The sequence below is a fragment of the Phaeobacter sp. S60 genome (assembly GCF_000826845.1).
GTDB classification, from domain to species: domain Bacteria; phylum Pseudomonadota; class Alphaproteobacteria; order Rhodobacterales; family Rhodobacteraceae; genus Phaeobacter; species Phaeobacter piscinae.
On sequence record NZ_JSWJ01000002.1, the window covers coordinates 119,097 to 135,741 of the forward strand.

Here is a 16,645-nt window from a genome sequence, read left to right on the forward strand (position 1 = left end):
AATCGGGGAGAGAGCATATGCGGCTGGCAGGAAAATGCGCCATTGTAACCGGCGGGGCCTCGGGCTTTGGCGCCGGCATCACCACCAAATTCCTGGCAGAGGGCGCGCGGGTGATGATTGCGGATATCAACGGCGACGCCGCTGCTGCAGTTGCGACGGACGCTTGCGAAACCTATGGAGCAGACCGGGCCATCGCCCAGACCGTCGATGTCTCTGACCGCGCCTCAGTGGATCAGATGGCACAGGCAGCGCTCAATCACTTTGGCCAGGTCGATATTCTGGTGAACAACGCCGGTATCAGCCACCTGCCCACCCCGCTCGAAGATGTCAGCGAAGACGACTTCGATCGCGTCTTTGCGGTGAATATGAAATCGGTCTATCTCACCGCCCGCGCGCTGGTGCCGCATATGAAATCCCGCCAGTCCGGCGCGATCCTCAACGTCGCCTCCACTGCCGGCATTTCTCCGCGCCCGAACCTCAACTGGTACAATGCCTCCAAGGGCTGGATGATCACCGCCACCCGCACCATGGCAGTGGAACTTGCTGCGTCAGGCGTCCGCGTCAATGCCATCAACCCGGTTGCGGGCGAAACCCCACTGCTGAAAACCTTCATGGGGGAAGACACGCCGGAGCTGCGCGCGAAATTCCTCTCCACCATCCCCATCGGCCGCTTCTCCACCCCGGAGGATATGGGAAATGCCGCCTGCTATCTCTGTTCGGATGAGGCCAGCATGGTCACCGGCGTTGCCCTGGAAGTAGACGGCGGCCGCTGCATCTGACCACGGCCCTTGGCGGCAGGGCGGGCCCTTCTGTCATCTTTCCCCAAATACTCCCGCCGGAGGCCGCGCGCGCCAGCGCGCCCCTGCCACAGACCCGCACCAAGCCAACGACAAAGGACACGCCCATGCACCCCGGCCCCCTGAACCTGATCACCGATGTGCCCGGCCTCAAGGTCGGCAACGCCGAGGACCGGCAGTTGAAATCCGGCACGACGGTGCTGACTGCCGATCAGCCCTTCACCGCCGGGGTTCATGTCATGGGCGGTGCACCGGGGACACGCGAAACCGATCTGCTGGCGCCGGACAAATCCGTCGCCCAGATTGATGCGCTGGTACTATCGGGCGGATCCGCCTTCGGGCTGGATGCCTGCTCCGGTGTGGTTGCGGGACTGCGCGCTGCCGGGCGCGGCTTTGCGGTTGGACCCGCCCGCGTGCCTATTGTGCCGGGTGCCATCCTCTTTGATCTGCTGAATGGCGGCGACAAGGACTGGCCCGACAATCCCTATCCCGCCCTCGGCCGCGCCGCCTATGAGGCTGCAGACCACCAGTTTGCGCTTGGCACCGCCGGGGCGGGCACCGGCGCCCTCGCCGCGCGGGTGAAGGGTGGGCTTGGGTCGGCCTCCTTTGTGCTGCCGGATGGCACCACGGTGGGCGCCCTGGTGGCGGCCAATCCGCTTGGCTCCGTCACCACGCCGGGGGATCGCCATTTCTGGGCCGCCCCTTTTGAGATCGACGGCGAATTCGGCGGCGCGGGTGTGGATCCCGCCTCCGGCTTCACCACCCCCGCCCCCAGCCTGAAACTCGCCTCAATGCAGAAGCTGGCCGCCGACGCCGCGATCCCGGCAGAGGGCAGCAACACCACCATCGCCATCGTCGCCACCGATGCGCCGTTGACGAAATCGCAATGCCAGCGCCTTGCCATTGCCGCCCATGACGGGATCGGGCGGGCGATTGTTCCGGCCCATTCCCCCGGCGACGGCGATCTTGTGTTTGCCGTCAGCACCAGAGATCCGGGTGCGGCAATCACTGATGGCGAACCCGGCGCTGATCTTGGCGAAATCGGCCACGCCGCCGCCCTCTGCCTCAGCCGCGCCATTGCCCGCGCCGCCGCCTTGGCCCGCCCAGAGCCCGGTGACCTGCTGCCCTGCTGGCAGGAGATTTGACCCCGCGGCCGTCCCTTCCTTGACCTGACGCAGATCAGATACACTTCAACGCATTGAGCGTATAGCAGAGAGCGGACGCGGCAATACGCCCGTTTGACTCTGCGCCGCATCACGCGCGTATTGACCAAGCCAACTCAATTTTGGAGCAAGCGAAATGAAACTTCTGACTGCTGTAGCGACCTTGGGCCTGATTGCGGCCCCTGCCTTTGCCGAAGGCGATGCCGACAAGGGCGAAAAGGGCTTCAACAAATGCAAATCCTGCCACATGGTTGTCTCCGACAGCGGTGACGTGATCATCAAGGGCGGCAAAACCGGCCCGAACCTCTGGGGCGTCGTCGGCCGCACCGCCGGCACCTATGAGGGCTACAAATACGGTAAGGACATGGTCGCCGCCGGCGAAGCAGGCCTGGCCTGGGACGAAGCCTCCTTCACCGCCTATACCGCCGACCCCAAAGCCTTCTTGCGCGACTATCTCGGCGACAAGAAAGCCAAGTCCAAAATGTCCTTCCGCCTGAAGAAAGGCGCCGAAGACATCTACGCGTTCCTTGCAATGCACGGTCCTGCTGATGCCGCCGACGCCGATGTCGAGGCCACTACGGAAGAGACCGCAACCAACTGATCCTTGGTCTGCAGACAAACTGGCAAAAGCCGCGCGCCCCCGGCCGCGGCTTTTCGCACAATTGATTTTCATATGTCTCTGCGATATTGACCGTCCCGCGCAGGCCTTTGGCCCCTGCATCCAGTAACCCGCCGATCCGGGCAGCCTCATTTGTGGGATTGATCTCCACCTGATGACCACCATATCTGCCCGATCCCGTGCGCCCGGTCCGATGGCTTGGCCGCCCGCCTCCTTGCTCAATCCTTGCGAGTTCCTGCAATGACCCACAAGATTCCCGCCTGGGTGAATGGCACCCTGACGCCGGTTGATAAGCTGGCCGCCCATGAACAGGGGCTGAAGCACAAGGCCGTCTCGGTCTTTGTGGTGAAGGGCGGCGAAATCCTGATGCAACGCCGCGCGCTCGGCAAATATCACACCCCCGGGCTCTGGGCGAACACCTGCTGCACCCACCCGCAATGGGGGGAGGCCTCCTCGGCCTGTGCGGTCCGCCGTATGGAAGAAGAACTCGGCATCACCGGGCTTTATCCTGAGTTCCGCCACCATCTGGAATACCGCGCCGATGTCGGCAACGGGCTGATCGAACATGAGGTGGTGGATGTCTTTCTCGCCCATGCGCACCGCGCGCCGGATCTCACACCCAACCCCGAAGAAGTGATGGAGACCCGCTGGGTCGACTATCACGACCTTCTGGCCGAGGTGCAGCGCCACCCGGATCGCTTTACCCCCTGGCTCAAGATCTATCTCAACAGCTACTCCGACGTGATCTTTGGCCCTGACCTCAGCCTCGGCAGCAATGAGGACGGGTAGACGCGCAAATATCAGGCTCTAACCGCGGCATTTCCCCATCTTGTTCCGTCGCGCGCATCATGGTTCTAATGCCGCAAAGCGCGCAGGAACGGGGAGTGCCAGATGACGGTGATGATTGCAGGCGCAGGGATCGCCGGGCTGACACTTGGCCTCACCCTGCACGAATTGGGCGTGCCCTTTCACATCTATGAGGCCACAGAAACGCTGAAGCCGATGGGCGTCGGCATCAATCTGCAACCCAATGCGGTGCGCGAACTCTTTGATCTGGGGCTTGAGGCCGAGCTCTCCGCCATTGGTGTGCGCACCCGGCGCCTGGGATTTTACTCCAAGCTGGGCAAGACCATCTGGGAGGAGCCGCGCGGCGAGGCCGCAGGCTACAGCTGGCCGCAGTTTTCCGTCCATCGCGGCGCGTTGCAGATGATGCTTTACCACGCGCTGCTGGCGCGCGCAGGCAGCGGCGTCATCACAACAGGTGCGCGCGCCACCGGCTACGACACCTCGGATCAGGGCGCCTGCCTGCATCTGGAAAATGGCCGCTCGGCCCGTGGTGATCTGCTGATCGCCGCCGATGGGATCCATTCCGCCATCCGCGCTCAGATGTACCCGGATGAGGGCGCGCCGATCTGGAATGGCCGCATCCTCTGGCGCGCCACCACCTTTGCCCCCGCCTTTCACGGTGGCGCGGCCATGGCGATGATCGGCCATGACCAACTGCGCCTTGTCGCCTATCCCATCAGCGCGGCGGACGATACAGGCACCGCCACCATCAACTGGATTGCGGAAAAACAGTTCGACCCATCCGCGCGCTGGAACCGTGAAAGCTGGAACCGCGCCGCCGACATCCGTGATTTTCTGCCGGATTTTGCCAACTGGCAGTTCGACTGGATTGATGTTCCTGCGCTGATCAACGGGGCTGAGATCGTCTACGAATACCCTATGGTGGATCGCGACCCGCTGCCCCGCTGGCAGGATGGGCCGGTCAGCCTGATGGGGGACGCCGCCCATCCAACCTATCCGGTGGGTTCCAACGGTGCCAGCCAAGCCATCGTTGATGCCCGCCTCATTGGCGCGCAGATGCTGGCCCATGGCGTCACACCCCAGGCCCTGGGCACCTATGAGGCAGCGGTCCGCCCGGTGACAACCGCCGTCGCCTTGGCCAATCGCGCAGGCGGCGGCCCCGACGGCGTGCTGCAACAGGTCGAAACCCTCTGCGGGGGTGATTTCAGCGATATAGGCGAGGTAATCCCTCAGGCGGAGCTGGCCGCCCACGCCGCAAAATACAAATCCATCGCCGGCTTCTCGATTGAGGAGCTGAACGCCCGCCCGCGCACCATACCCGCAGGCACCCGCCTGACCTAAGACGACTGACACGCGTCTCAGCAACGAGAACGCCGCGCATCGCGCGGCGCCACCCCCAACTGTGCAGGCCCAGTCCCCGACTGTGGCGGAGCAGGCGGGAGACCCCGCCTGCGGCAGTGCCTCAGACCCCGATCACAGCCTCAACCGCGCGCTTCCAACGCGCATAGGCAGCGCTGCGGCGATCCTCATCCATCTCAGGGGTGAACTGCTGATCCAGCGCCCAGGTCGCGGCAAAGCCCGCCTGATCCGGGTAGACCCCCGCCCGCATCCCCGCCAGCCAGGCCGCACCCAGCGCGGTGGTTTCCTGCATCACCGGACGATCCACCGCGGCGCCCAACAGGTCCGCAAGGCTCTGCATGGTCCAGTTGCTGGCGCTCATGCCGCCATCCACCCGCAGGGTCACCAAACTGTCACCGTCCCAATCCGCCCGCATCGCTTCCCACAGGTCGCGGGTCTGATAGGCCACGCTTTGCAGTGCCGCCCGGGCAAATTCCGCTGGTCCCGAGTTGCGGGTCAGACCAAACATGCCGCCCCGGCAATCCGGCTTCCAATACGGCGCGCCCAGCCCGGTAAAGGCCGGCACAAGGATGACGTCCTGCCCCGGATCGGCATTGCGCGCCAGGGCACCGCTTTCCTGCGCTGAGCCGATAATGCCAAGCCCATCGCGCAGCCATTGCACCGCCGCACCCGCAATGAAGATCGAGCCCTCCAGCGCATAGGTCGGCGCGCCGTCCAGCTGATAGGCGATGGTGGTCAACATCCGGTTTTGCGACACAACCGGCGTATCGCCAGTGTTCAGCAGCGCAAAGCAGCCGGTGCCATAGGTCGATTTCATCATCCCCGGCTGGAAACAGGCCTGTCCAATGGTGGCGGCCTGCTGATCGCCAGCCACCCCCAGAATGGCAATCTCGCCGCCCAGAAACTCAGCCTTGGTAGTGCCGAAATCGGCGGCGCAGTCCTTCACCTCCGGCAGCATATCGCGCGGCACGCCGAGGAAGCCACAGATCTCGCTGCTCCAACGGCCCTTGCGAATGTCATACATCAGCGTCCGCGCGGCATTGGTGGCATCGGTCACATGGGACGCACCACCCGTAAGGCGCCAGATCAGGAAACTGTCGACAGTGCCAAACAGCAGATCCCCGGCCTCAGCCCGCGCGCGCGCCTCCGGCACCGTGTCCAGAATCCATTTCAGCTTGGTGCCAGAGAAATAGGGATCCAGCAGCAGGCCGGTTTTCTGCCGCACTCTGTCCTCATGCCCGGCGGCCCGCAGCTCTTCGCAGATGGCGCTGGTGCGCCGGTCCTGCCAGACAATCGCATTGTGGATCGGCTTGCCGGTATGACGATCCCAGACCACCGTGGTTTCGCGCTGGTTGGTGATGCCGATCCCGGCAATCTCCGCCGCCGTAACGCCCTGCTCTGCCATCACCTTGCGGCAGACATCCAGCGTTGTGGACCACAGATCCTCCGGGTCATGCTCCACCCAGCCCGCCTGCGGAAAATGCTGGGCGAACTCCTGCTGGGCAGAGCCCTGCGCCTGCATCTTATCATCAAACAGGATCGCTCTGGTCGAGGTTGTGCCCTGATCTATCGCCAGAATATACGTCATCTTGCCCCTCCCCTGGGTCGTTTGGGGCAGAGATTAGACGCAAAAGTGCTATCGCTACCAGCCCCTACTAATCATTTAGTTGATCAACCGAGATATTGTCGATCAACCTGATGCCATCCAGCCATGCCGCGACCAGCAGGCGGGCCGGACGATCAGGCCGCGACAGCGGCGCCAGCGTTTCGGCGCAGCGCAGGTCCAGATATTCCAGATCGCCAAACCCGGCCTTTGTCAGACGCGCCTTGGCCGCCGGAAGAATGTCGTCAAACACCGCCCCTGCCCGTAACTGATCGGCCAGATCCCGCAGCACCGGATAAAGCTGCCCAGCCTTGCCCAGCGCCTCAGGCGAGAGCCGCAAATTGCGCGACGACATGGCCAGGCCAGAGACCTCGCGCACGGTGGCGCAGCCCTGCACGGTGATCGGAATGTCCAGATCCCGCGCCATACGGGTAACCACCATCAGCTGCTGATAGTCCTTCTCGCCAAAAAACGCCGCATCCGCACCGCTTTGCAGGAACAGCTTGGCGACCACCGTGGCCACCCCGTCGAAATGACCGGGGCGAAACTCGCCCTCCAGCACATCAGTCAGCCCCGCCACCGACACAGTGGTCGCGTAGCCCTCCGGGTAGATCTGATCGGGATCCGGCACATAGATCGCATCAACACCGTAGGGGGCCAGTTTCTCCGCATCCGCCAGTTCCGTGCGGGGATATTTCGCCAGATCCTCGGCATTGTTGAACTGCTTGGGGTTCACAAAAATCGTGACGATGACCCGGTCGCAGGCCGCCTTGGCCGCAGCGACCAGCGACAGATGCCCCTCGTGCAGCGCACCCATGGTGGGCACCAGACCAATACGGGCACCCTCGCGGCGCCAGTCGGAATGCAACGCGCGCAGGTCGCTCAGGCGGCGCAGAATCGGGGCAGTCATGATGGGGTCAGTCCTTTTGCGGGGCCGTGGATGCGGCCGTCTTGGCGGCAGCCGGGGCCTGGTCTGCAAACACATGCTCGGGCGCGGGGAAGCTGCGCGCGCGCACCTCGGCTGCATACTCGGAAATCGCCGCCTCTGCCAAGGGGCCGAGATCGGCATAGCGTTTCACGAACTTCGGCTTAAAGGCGGTGAAAAATCCCAGCATGTCATCCACGACCAAGATCTGGCCATCACAGCCCGCACTGGCCCCAATGCCAATGGTGGGAATGGCGACCTCCGCCGTGATCCGATCCGCGAGCCCCTGCGGCACCTTCTCCAGCACCACCGAAAACGCGCCAGCCTCCGCCACCGCATGGGCATCGGCCAGCACCGCCTCCGCCTGCGCATCGCGGCCCTGTACCTTGTAACCGCCAAGCGTGTTGATCGACTGGGGCGTCAGGCCAATATGCGCCATCACCGGAATGCCACGTTCGACGAGGAAGCGGATGGTTTCTGCCATCTCCACGCCACCCTCCAGCTTCACCGCGCCGGCGCCCGTCTCCGCCATCAGCCGCGCGGCATTGCGAAACGCCTGCGCCGGGCCTTCCTCATAGCTGGCAAACGGCATGTCGATCACCATCATCGCCTGGCTCAGCCCGCGCGCCACCGCCTGCCCATGCAGGATCATCATCTCCATGGTGACCCCCAGCGTGGACTTCAGCCCATGAAGCACCATGCCGACGCTGTCGCCCACCAGCACAAAATCGCAGTGACCATCCATCACCTGTGCCATCGGTGTGGTATAGGCGGTCAGGCTCACCAGCGGAGGGCCGCCTTTGCGGGCGCGAATATCCTCGGCATTGGGTGCCATTTTGCGGGCCGTTGCACTCATGATGCTGTCCTCTCCGTTCGCATTGCGCACCGCTAGCAATTTACGCTGCGCGCTTCTAGGGGGCGAAATGTCCCGTCAACCTTGATTACCTGACGGAAAATGCGGAACAGTTTTCCGAAAGGTCACAAAAGACCGCCACCACAGTAGGGAGACACCACCGATGACACGACTGCCATTCCTGTTTGCCGCCAGTTCCGCGCTGGCCATTCTGGCCGGGGCCGCCTCCGCGCGCGACACCGTCACCGTGGCCCTGCAGCTTGAACCGCCGCATCTTGATCCCACCAGCGCCGCCGCCGGTGCCATTGATCAGGTGCTCTACTCCAACGTCTTTGAGGGGCTGACCCGCTTCATGGGCGATGGAGCGGTAGTGCCCGGCCTTGCTGAGAGCTGGGAGATCTCCGAGGATGGGCTGACCTATACCTTCGCCCTGCACGACGGCGTGACCTTCCATGATGGCACCACAATGGACGCGGAGGATGTGAAATTCAGCCTCGACCGCGCCCGCGCCGAGGAGAGCACAAACGCCCAGAAAGCACTGTTTGCCGATATCGCCAGTGTGGATGTAGTGGATCCGCTGACGGTGCGGCTCACCCTGTCACAGCCCAACGGCAACCTTCTGTTCAACCTCGCATGGGGGGACGCCGTCATCGTCGCGCCAGAGAGCATCGACACGATCAAGACTGCCCCCGTCGGCACCGGTGCCTTCACCTTCACCAACTGGGTGCAGGGCGACCGCATCGACCTTGCCCGCAACCCGGATTACTGGGGGGAGGCCCCGGCGCTAAGTGCGGCGACCTTCAAATTCATCTCCGATCCGACCGCCGCCTTTGCCGCGATGATGGCTGAAGATGTGGATGCCTTCTCCGCCTTCCCCGCGCCAGAGAACCTGCCGCAGTTTGAGGCCGACCCGCGGTTTCAGGTGCTCATCGGCTCCACCGAGGGGGAGACGATTCTGTCGATCAACAACAAGCAGGCGCCCTTCGACAACGCCAAGGTCCGCGCCGCTGTGGCCCATGCGATTGACCGTCAGGCGATCATTGATGGCGCGATGTTTGGCTACGGCACCCCGATCGGCAGTCATTTCGCCCCCCACAACCCGGCCTATGTCGACCTGACCGGCACCAGCGCCCATGACCCGGAGAAGGCCCGCGCGCTGCTGGCTGAGGCGGGCTTTCCCGATGGCTTCATCACCACGCTGCACCTGCCGCCGCCGTCATACGCCCGTCGGGGGGGAGAGATCATCGCCGCGCAACTGGCTGAGGTCGGCATCACCGCCGAGATCATCAATGTGGAATGGGCGCAGTGGTTGGAAACCGTGTTCCGGGGCAAGAATTTTGGCCTCTCCATCGTCAGCCATACCGAACCGATGGATATCGGCATCTACGCCCGGCCCGATTACTACTTCCAGTATGACAACGCCGCATTCCAGGATTTGATGGCAGATCTGACCGGCACCACCGATCCCGACGCCCGCACCAAGATGCTGCAACAGGCGCAGGAGATCATCGCGCAGGACTATGTGAACGGCTTCCTGTTCCAGCTCGCCGCGCTCAGCGTGGCCAAGGCAGATTTGCAAGGGCTCTGGGCCAACGCCCCCACCCAGGCCACTGACCTGACCGGGGTTAGCTGGGCAAAATAGGCCCAAATACCCAGTATTAGAGCCGAAACGACAGCGCCCCTGACCGGGCGCTGTTGTCTCTTCCCCGTCTTTCAGCCAAGCCCACGACGCCGACGCAGCTGCGCCACCGACGCGCGGATCTGATCGCGCACGGGGCCGGGGCGCGGTGTATCCCGCAAGGTTGTGAACCAATGCTCTGGCGGGTTCCGCCCCAAACGATGCCCCTTGAACTCCAGCCCGCGCAGGACTTGCTCTGCCGCTGGTGGCAGACGATCGGGGATCTCATGCCCGTTCAGCGTCGCCCACACCCCGGTCCACAGCCGCCCGACCGACCAGGGGTTATAACCCCCGCCGCCCAGCACCAGATAGCGCGGCGCAAGCGGTCGCAGCGCCGCAACAACCGACCAATGGGCAGTGTTGGACAGGTCCAGATGCGCCAGCGGATCCTCGGTGACTGCATCCGCCCCGCATTGCAGAACGACCGCATCCGGCGCAAAATCCGCCACCGCAGGCAGAATCAGCTCCTCACGGATATAGGCCATCTCACTGTCATTGAACCTGCGCGGCACCGGCAGGTTCAGCGCACTGCCGCCCGCATCATCGGCCAGCTGCCCCGTCTTGGGCCAGAGGTTCTCCTCATGGGTTGAGATCATCAGCACATCCGGATCGCCGGCAAAGCCATGCTCGACCCCATCCGCGTGATGGGCATCGATATCGACATAGGCAATCCGCTGCGCGCCGTGATGGCGCAGCGACAGCATCGCCAGCACCGGATCATTGAGATAGCAAAACCCGTTGGCCCGATCCGGCATCCCATGATGGGTGCCCCCCGCCGGGTTGTAGATCACGCCCCCTGCGGCCAACCGCTCCCCCGCGAGGATCGACCCACCCGCCGCCGTGGCGGGCCTGCGATAGATCTCCGGGAACACCGGGTTGGAAATCGTTCCGATATGATGCCGCGCCTTCACCTCATCGCTCACCGCCTGCGCCCGCTCCGCCGCCTGAAGCGCGGCGATATACTCCGCACTGTGCCAGCGTTCCAGCGCCGCCGGTTTCGCCCGCGGTGAGGTCTGATACTGCGCCGACGGCAACCAGCCCAGCGCCCGCGTCAGATCCATTACCGTTGATACGCGCGGTACCCGAAGCGGATGCATCCGCCCATAGCTGGACCCGCGATAGATCTCAGAGCCGATAAAAACCGGCGCCCCCAGCGGGTCGGAGGGCGGGACCGCATCAGCGGTGGCAGACAGAGCAGAAGCAGCAGGAAATTGTGTCATGCGCCCAGAAATAGCGCGGAACTTTGCTGCGCCAAACCCCGCAGATCCAACGGCAGCAACAGCCGCGCGATAACCGCACATCTTCGCCTTTTACGATCATGCTATGGCGCTGTGAAATAAATGTTTTTGCCGTTTTCTCCAAGTCGGAGCCTGCCCGCTCTGGACCCGCGCCCAGCGCCCCCCTAACCTGCCGCCAATGGGACGCTACCTCGCCAAACGCCTGCTGTCGCTGATCGTCAGCCTTGTGATTGCCTCTTGGGTGATCTTTTTCGTGATTGAGATCGCGCCGGGGGATCCAGCGTCCTTCATGCTGGGCATCAACGCGCAACCCGACACCATCGCTGCCCTGCGCAGTGAGTTGGGATTGGATGAGGGGAAATTCGCCCGCTATATCAGCTGGTTCACCGGTATGTTGCAGGGTGATTTCGGCACCTCCTATACCTATCGTACGCCGGTCGCGCAGATGATCGCCGACCGGCTCTGGGTGTCGCTGCCGCTTGCGCTTTATGCGCTGACGCTGTCAACGCTGATTGCCCTGCCTGCTGGCATCTATGCCGCCGCGCGTCGGGGCAGGTCAGGCGATGTCGCGGTGATGGGCGCAACCCAGCTAGGGGTCGCCGTCCCGAATTTCTGGTTTGCGATGATGCTGGTTCTTGTCTTTGCCATCAATCTGCGCTGGTTCAGCGCCGGTGGCTTTGTCGGCTGGGAGGCCGGGCCGTTTGCCGCGCTGCACTCCCTCACCCTGCCCGCCATCGCGCTTGCCCTGCCACAGGCGGCCATTCTGGCCCGCGTCATGCGCTCGGCTCTCTTGGATATTCTGGGCGAGGATTTCATCCGCACCGCCCGCGCCAAAGGGCTGAGCCAACGCCAAGCGCTCTGGCGTCACGGGCTGCGCAATGCGCTGATCCCGGTGCTGACCATCATCGGGTTGCAGTTTTCCTTCCTCCTCGCAGGCGCAATCATCATTGAGCAGGTGTTCTACCTGCCCGGTCTGGGGCGGCTGGTGTTTCAGGCCATTTCCGCCCGTGATCTGATCGTGGTGGAAAGCGTCGTAATGCTCTTGGTTTTTGCCGTCATCATGGTGAATTTCCTGGTCGATCTGACTTATGCGCTGGTCGATCCCAGACTGCGGGGGCGCGGATGACAAACCACATGGCTCACACATGTCCGGCACAGCCGGGCAGCGCCCGACCCTCCCCCCGGGAGGGCGCTTTGCACCCACCCAGGGTCGGACGCAAGCCACTCCGCGACACGCGAGGTCCCCGATGACCCGTAGTCTCATCCTTGGCGGAATCCTCTCCGCGCTGGTGCTGCTGGCCGCACTGCTGTCCTTCATCTGGACGCCTTACGACCACACTGCCCTGAACATCCCCGCCAAGCTGCAAGCCCCAAACGCCATACACTGGCTTGGCACCGACCACTTTGGCCGCGATATCCTGTCGATGATCATGGTCGGCGCGCGCACCTCGATTGCAGTGGCGCTGGTCGCCGTGGGGATCGGCATGGGGCTTGGCGTGCCCTTGGGCCTAGCCGCCGCGGCCAAACGGGGTTCCTGGCTGGACGAAGGCATCATGCGGGCCAATGATCTGGTCTTTGCCTTCCCGTCGCTGGTGATCGCCATCCTGATCACCGCGATCCTTGGCGCCGGTGCGATCAATGCCATCATCGCCATCGGCATTTTCAACATTCCCGTCTTTGCCCGCGTCACCCGTGGCGCGGCGCTGTCGCTTTGGCAGCGGGAGTTCATTCTGGCCGCCCGTGTCGCTGGCAAGGGGTCGGCGCGGATTTCAGCCGAACATATCCTGCCCAATGTCGCCAACCTGCTGATCGTGCAAGGCACCATCCAGTTCTCGCTCGGCATTCTGGCCGAAGCCGGCCTCAGCTACGTCGGCCTTGGCGCGCAGCCGCCTGTGCCCAGCTGGGGGCGGATGCTGGCGGATGCGCAGACCATGGTCAGCCTCGCCCCGCATATGGCGCTGGTGCCGGGCTGTGCGATCATCCTCACCGTTCTGGGCCTCAACCTGATGGGCGACGGGTTGCGTGACTGGCTTGATCCCAAATTGCAGGACGGCCGCGCATGACCCTCCTTGATGTCACTAACCTGTCGCTCTCCATCGGGGCCTTTCCGATTCTGCGGGAGGTCTCCCTGTCGGTGGACCCTGGCGAGATCCTGGCCATCACCGGCGAAAGCGGGTCCGGGAAATCCCTGACCGCACTGACTATTCTGCGCCTCCTGCCCACTTGCACGCGTCTGTCGGGGCATCTCAGCCTTGAGGGGCAGGATCTGTTGGCGCTGAGCGAAGAGCAGATGTGCGATCTGCGCGGGCGCAAAATCGGCATGGTGTTTCAGGAACCGATGAGCGCGCTCAATCCGGTGCAGAGCATTGGCGACCAGGTGATGGAAACCCTCCTCCTGCACAGCAGCGCGACCAAAGCGGATGCCGAAGCCGAGGCGCGCAGCCTGCTGGACCGGGTTGGCCTGCCGGCGGAGCGCTTCCCGCTCAGCCGGTATCCGCATGAGCTGTCTGGCGGGCAGCGACAGCGGGTGGTCATCGCGATGGCCATCGCCATGCGCCCCGCCCTGCTCATCGCGGATGAGCCGACAACCGCGCTGGATGTGACCACGCAGGCGCAGATCATTGATCTGCTGCGCGATCTGGTGCGGGACTACGGCATGGGGATGATCATCATCACCCATGATCTCGCGGTTGTGGCCGACATGGCCGATCGCATCGTGGTCATGCGCAAGGGCGAGGTGGTGGAGACCGGCACCACGGCGCAACTCCTTGCCACGCGCCGCCATCCCTATACCCAGAAACTCTTTGCTGCATCGAACCATCAGGCCAACCTGCCCGCCGCCACTGCTGCGGATCCGCAGAGCACGCCGCTGTTGGAGGTACGCAACGCGGTGCGTGACTATCCCCTGCCGCGCAGGGGCCTGTTTGCACCCGCCGAACAAATGCGCGCGGTGGACCACGTCAGCTTCACTCTGCAGCGAGGGGAGCGGCTGGGACTGGTCGGGGAATCCGGTTGCGGGAAGTCCACCCTGACCCGCGCCATACTGGGGCTGGAACCGCTGCAAGGGGGCGAGATCCTGCTGGATGGCTCCCCCCTGTCGGGCAAGGGGCTGACGACAGAGCAACGGCGCAAAATGCAGGTGGTGTTCCAAGATCCCTTTGGCAGCTTCAACCCCCGCCACCGGGTGGCACGGCTGATCACCGAACCCTTCCACGGCGTCCCTGACGCCCCCACCGGGCAGGAGCGGGACAATCGTGTAGCCGAAGCGCTAAGCGCGGTTGGCCTCACCCCCGATGATGCAGGGCGCTATATCCACCAGTTCTCCGGCGGTCAGCGCCAGCGCATTGCCATTGCCCGCGCGCTCATCACCCGGCCTGATCTAATCCTGTTTGATGAGGCGGTCTCGGCGCTGGATGTCTCCGTGCGCGCGCAGATCCTTGATCTGCTGGCCGACCTGTGCCGCACCTATGGGCTCAGCTATCTGTTCATCAGCCACGATCTGCATGTGGTGCGCAGCATGACCGACCGCTGTCTGGTCATGCAAAAGGGCCGGATCGTGGAACATGGCGATACCGAAGACCTCTTTTGCAACCCGAAACATTCCTACACGCAATCCCTGATCGCCGCCGCCCCGGTGCTGCCTGATCTGGAAACGGGGTCGGCATGAGCTTTCGACTGACCTTGATCCTGCCCCGCGAACGGGCGCGGCTTGCGGCGGCGCTGACCCGCTATTATTCCGAAATTGCCCCCGATCTGCGGATCGACCCAAGCGAACGGGCTGGCCAGATGCTGCACCGCAAGGATGTCACCGCGTTCTGGATCCGCCAGGGTGAGGATCGCATCGGCTTTGCCATCGTGCTGAACCTGCCCGATGACCGCCGTGAGCTGTCGGAGTTTGCGATTGATCCGGCCTATCGCAGGCAGGGGCACGGCCATGCAGCCGCCAGCCTGATCTTTGCCGAATTTCCCGGCTACTGGCGCATGGGCATTTCTGCCGGATCCCCAAATGCGGCGGCGTTCTGGGGCACCTGCCTGAGTGCGATCAAAGGGGTTGAACAACTGCGCGATGGCGCCCCGTTCACCGAACATCAGGTGAAGAGCTACAGTTTTTACATTGCAGGAGACCAGAATGACTGACGCAGCACCGCTTTGGTTTGATCCGGCACTCTGCTTGATTGGTGGCCGCTGGGAAGCGCCTGCCGGGGGCGACACCCTGCCGTTGACAAACCCGTCGGATGGCAGCCCCCTTTGCCAGATCGCCTGCGGTGACGCGCGCGACATTGATACGGCTGTTGCCGCAGCCCGCGTCGCCTTGGAGGGGGATTGGGGAGAGATGACCGCAACCGAACGGGGGCGGTTGCTGGCCCGGATGGGTGCGATGGTGCTGGACCGTGTCGAGACCCTCGCTCAGCTGGAGGCGATGGACGTCGGCAAACCGCTGACACAGGCGCGCGCCGATGCGGTGGCGCTGGCGCGGTATCTGGAATTCTACGGTGGCGCGGCGGATAAACTGCATGGCGAAACCATCCCCTATCAGTCCGGCTACACCGTCTACACCCTACGTGAACCGCATGGGGTGACGGGGCATATCGTGCCCTGGAACTATCCGATGCAGATCATTGGCCGCTCGGTTGGGGCGGCGCTGGCCATGGGGAATGCCTGCGTCCTGAAACCCGCTGAGGAAGCCTGCCTGACCGCACTCGCCTTTGCCCAGATCGCGGTGGAGGCCGGGTTGCCCGCAGGTGCGCTGAACGTGGTGCCCGGCATAGGTGCCGAGGCCGGCGCGGCATTGGCGGGGCATCCGGGTGTTGATCATATTTCCTTCACCGGGTCGGTCAGAACCGGGGCGCTGGTGCAGCAGGCCGCAGGGGCCAATGTGGTGCCGGTCACATTGGAGCTGGGCGGGAAGTCCCCGCAGCTGGTGTTTGACGATGCCGATCTGGATGCTGCCCTGCCCTTCCTTGTGAATGCAGGGATCCAGAATGCCGGCCAGACCTGTTCTGCCGCCTCGCGTATTCTGGTGCAGCGCGGTGTTTATGATCAGCTGCGCGCCGCAATGGCCGAGGCCTATAGCCAGCTGACCGTCGGCCCGGCCCTGTCTGACCTGCGTCTGGGACCGCTGATTTCCGCCCGCCAGAAAGAAATCGTTGAAGGCTATCTGGCCAAAGGTGCGGATCTGACCATCGCGGGCCAGGGCGTGCTGAGCGAGGAGGCCAGCGACAGCGGCGCCTATGTGTGCCCGACGCTGTTTGCCGATGTCGCGGCGGATCATCCGCTGGCGCAGGAGGAGATCTTTGGCCCGGTGCAGGTGCTGATCCCGTTTGAGGATGAGGCCGAGGCGGTCAGGATTGCCAACAGCACCGATTATGGTCTGGTTGCAGGCCTCTGGACCCGCGATGGTGCGCGGCAGATGCGGCTGGCCAAACGCCTGCGCGCGGGTCAGGTGTTCCTCAATAACTACGGTGCCGGGGGCGGGGTTGAGCTGCCTTTTGGCGGGGTTGGCAAATCCGGCCACGGGCGCGAGAAGGGCTTTGAGGCGCTGTATGGGTTTTCGCAGCTGAAAACCGTCGCGGCGTATCACGGTTAGACTGACGCCCGGCGTT

15 protein-coding genes are annotated in these 16,645 nt (G+C 63.8%); 11 read left to right on the top strand and 4 right to left on the bottom strand.

Going from position 1 to position 16,645, the window contains the following annotated elements:
• Window positions 1–17 precede the first annotated feature (17 nt).
• The 5 genes from OO25_RS01380 (at window position 18) to OO25_RS01400 (ending at window position 4,727) form a co-directional block, all read left to right on the top strand.
• Complete coding sequence (locus OO25_RS01380) at window positions 18–779, top strand: SDR family oxidoreductase (RefSeq protein ID WP_040178119.1); 762 nt, start codon at window positions 18–20, stop codon at window positions 777–779.
• 125 nt (window positions 780–904) lie between these two features.
• A complete protein-coding gene (locus OO25_RS01385) occupies window positions 905–1,942 on the top strand; it encodes a P1 family peptidase (protein ID WP_040178120.1) in 1,038 nt (345 codons plus the stop codon).
• Between the two features lie 154 nt (window positions 1,943–2,096).
• A complete protein-coding gene (locus tag OO25_RS01390) occupies window positions 2,097–2,561 on the top strand; it encodes a cytochrome c family protein (protein ID WP_040178121.1) in 465 nt (154 codons plus the stop codon).
• Window positions 2,562–2,819: 258 nt separating this feature from the next.
• Window positions 2,820–3,368: an isopentenyl-diphosphate Delta-isomerase gene (idi, locus tag OO25_RS01395; protein ID WP_040178123.1), complete on the top strand. Its 549-nt coding sequence runs from the start codon at window positions 2,820–2,822 to the stop codon at window positions 3,366–3,368.
• 102 nt (window positions 3,369–3,470) lie between these two features.
• Window positions 3,471–4,727 carry a flavin-dependent oxidoreductase gene (locus OO25_RS01400; protein ID WP_040178124.1) on the top strand — a complete coding sequence of 419 codons (1,257 nt, stop codon included), beginning with the start codon at window positions 3,471–3,473 and terminating at the stop codon, window positions 4,725–4,727.
• A 121-nt stretch (window positions 4,728–4,848) separates the two neighbouring features.
• Here OO25_RS01400 and glpK read toward each other — a convergent pair whose 3' ends face one another.
• The 3 genes from glpK to panB form a co-directional block, all read right to left on the bottom strand.
• Window positions 4,849–6,333: a glycerol kinase GlpK gene (glpK, locus tag OO25_RS01405; RefSeq protein WP_040178125.1), complete on the bottom strand. Its 1,485-nt coding sequence runs from the start codon at window positions 6,331–6,333 to the stop codon at window positions 4,849–4,851.
• Window positions 6,334–6,400: 67 nt separating this feature from the next.
• Entirely contained in the window at window positions 6,401–7,258 is an 858-nt protein-coding gene (gene panC, locus OO25_RS01410; protein WP_040178126.1) for a pantoate--beta-alanine ligase, read from the bottom strand.
• Window positions 7,259–7,265: 7 nt separating this feature from the next.
• Complete coding sequence (gene panB, locus OO25_RS01415; RefSeq protein WP_040178127.1) at window positions 7,266–8,129, bottom strand: 3-methyl-2-oxobutanoate hydroxymethyltransferase; 864 nt, start codon at window positions 8,127–8,129, stop codon at window positions 7,266–7,268.
• A gap of 160 nt (window positions 8,130–8,289) precedes the next feature.
• On the opposite strand from panB, the gene OO25_RS01420 reads away from it, so the two are divergent.
• Window positions 8,290–9,768: an ABC transporter substrate-binding protein gene (locus OO25_RS01420; RefSeq protein ID WP_040178128.1), complete on the top strand. Its 1,479-nt coding sequence runs from the start codon at window positions 8,290–8,292 to the stop codon at window positions 9,766–9,768.
• Window positions 9,769–9,839: 71 nt separating this feature from the next.
• Here the strand turns inward: OO25_RS01420 and OO25_RS01425 are convergent, their stop codons facing one another.
• Window positions 9,840–11,024 carry an acetoin utilization protein AcuC gene (locus tag OO25_RS01425; protein WP_040178151.1) on the bottom strand — a complete coding sequence of 395 codons (1,185 nt, stop codon included), beginning with the start codon at window positions 11,022–11,024 and terminating at the stop codon, window positions 9,840–9,842.
• Window positions 11,025–11,220: 196 nt separating this feature from the next.
• Between OO25_RS01425 and OO25_RS01430 the strand changes: the two genes are divergently transcribed.
• The 5 genes from OO25_RS01430 (at window position 11,221) to OO25_RS01450 (ending at window position 16,629) form a co-directional block, all read left to right on the top strand.
• A complete protein-coding gene (locus tag OO25_RS01430) occupies window positions 11,221–12,168 on the top strand; it encodes an ABC transporter permease (protein ID WP_040178129.1) in 948 nt (315 codons plus the stop codon).
• 121 nt (window positions 12,169–12,289) lie between these two features.
• A complete protein-coding gene (locus OO25_RS01435; RefSeq protein ID WP_040178130.1) occupies window positions 12,290–13,105 on the top strand; it encodes an ABC transporter permease in 816 nt (271 codons plus the stop codon).
• A complete protein-coding gene (locus tag OO25_RS01440; protein WP_040178131.1) occupies window positions 13,102–14,709 on the top strand; it encodes an ABC transporter ATP-binding protein in 1,608 nt (535 codons plus the stop codon). The genes OO25_RS01435 and OO25_RS01440 overlap by 4 nt, the downstream gene beginning before the upstream one ends.
• On the top strand, window positions 14,706–15,179 hold the full coding sequence (locus OO25_RS01445; RefSeq protein ID WP_040178132.1) for a GNAT family N-acetyltransferase: 474 nt from the start codon (window positions 14,706–14,708) through the stop codon (window positions 15,177–15,179). The genes OO25_RS01440 and OO25_RS01445 overlap by 4 nt, the downstream gene beginning before the upstream one ends.
• Window positions 15,172–16,629: an aldehyde dehydrogenase family protein gene (locus OO25_RS01450; protein ID WP_040178133.1), complete on the top strand. Its 1,458-nt coding sequence runs from the start codon at window positions 15,172–15,174 to the stop codon at window positions 16,627–16,629. Before OO25_RS01445 ends, OO25_RS01450 begins: the two co-directional genes overlap by 8 nt.
• Window positions 16,630–16,645 lie beyond the last annotated feature (16 nt).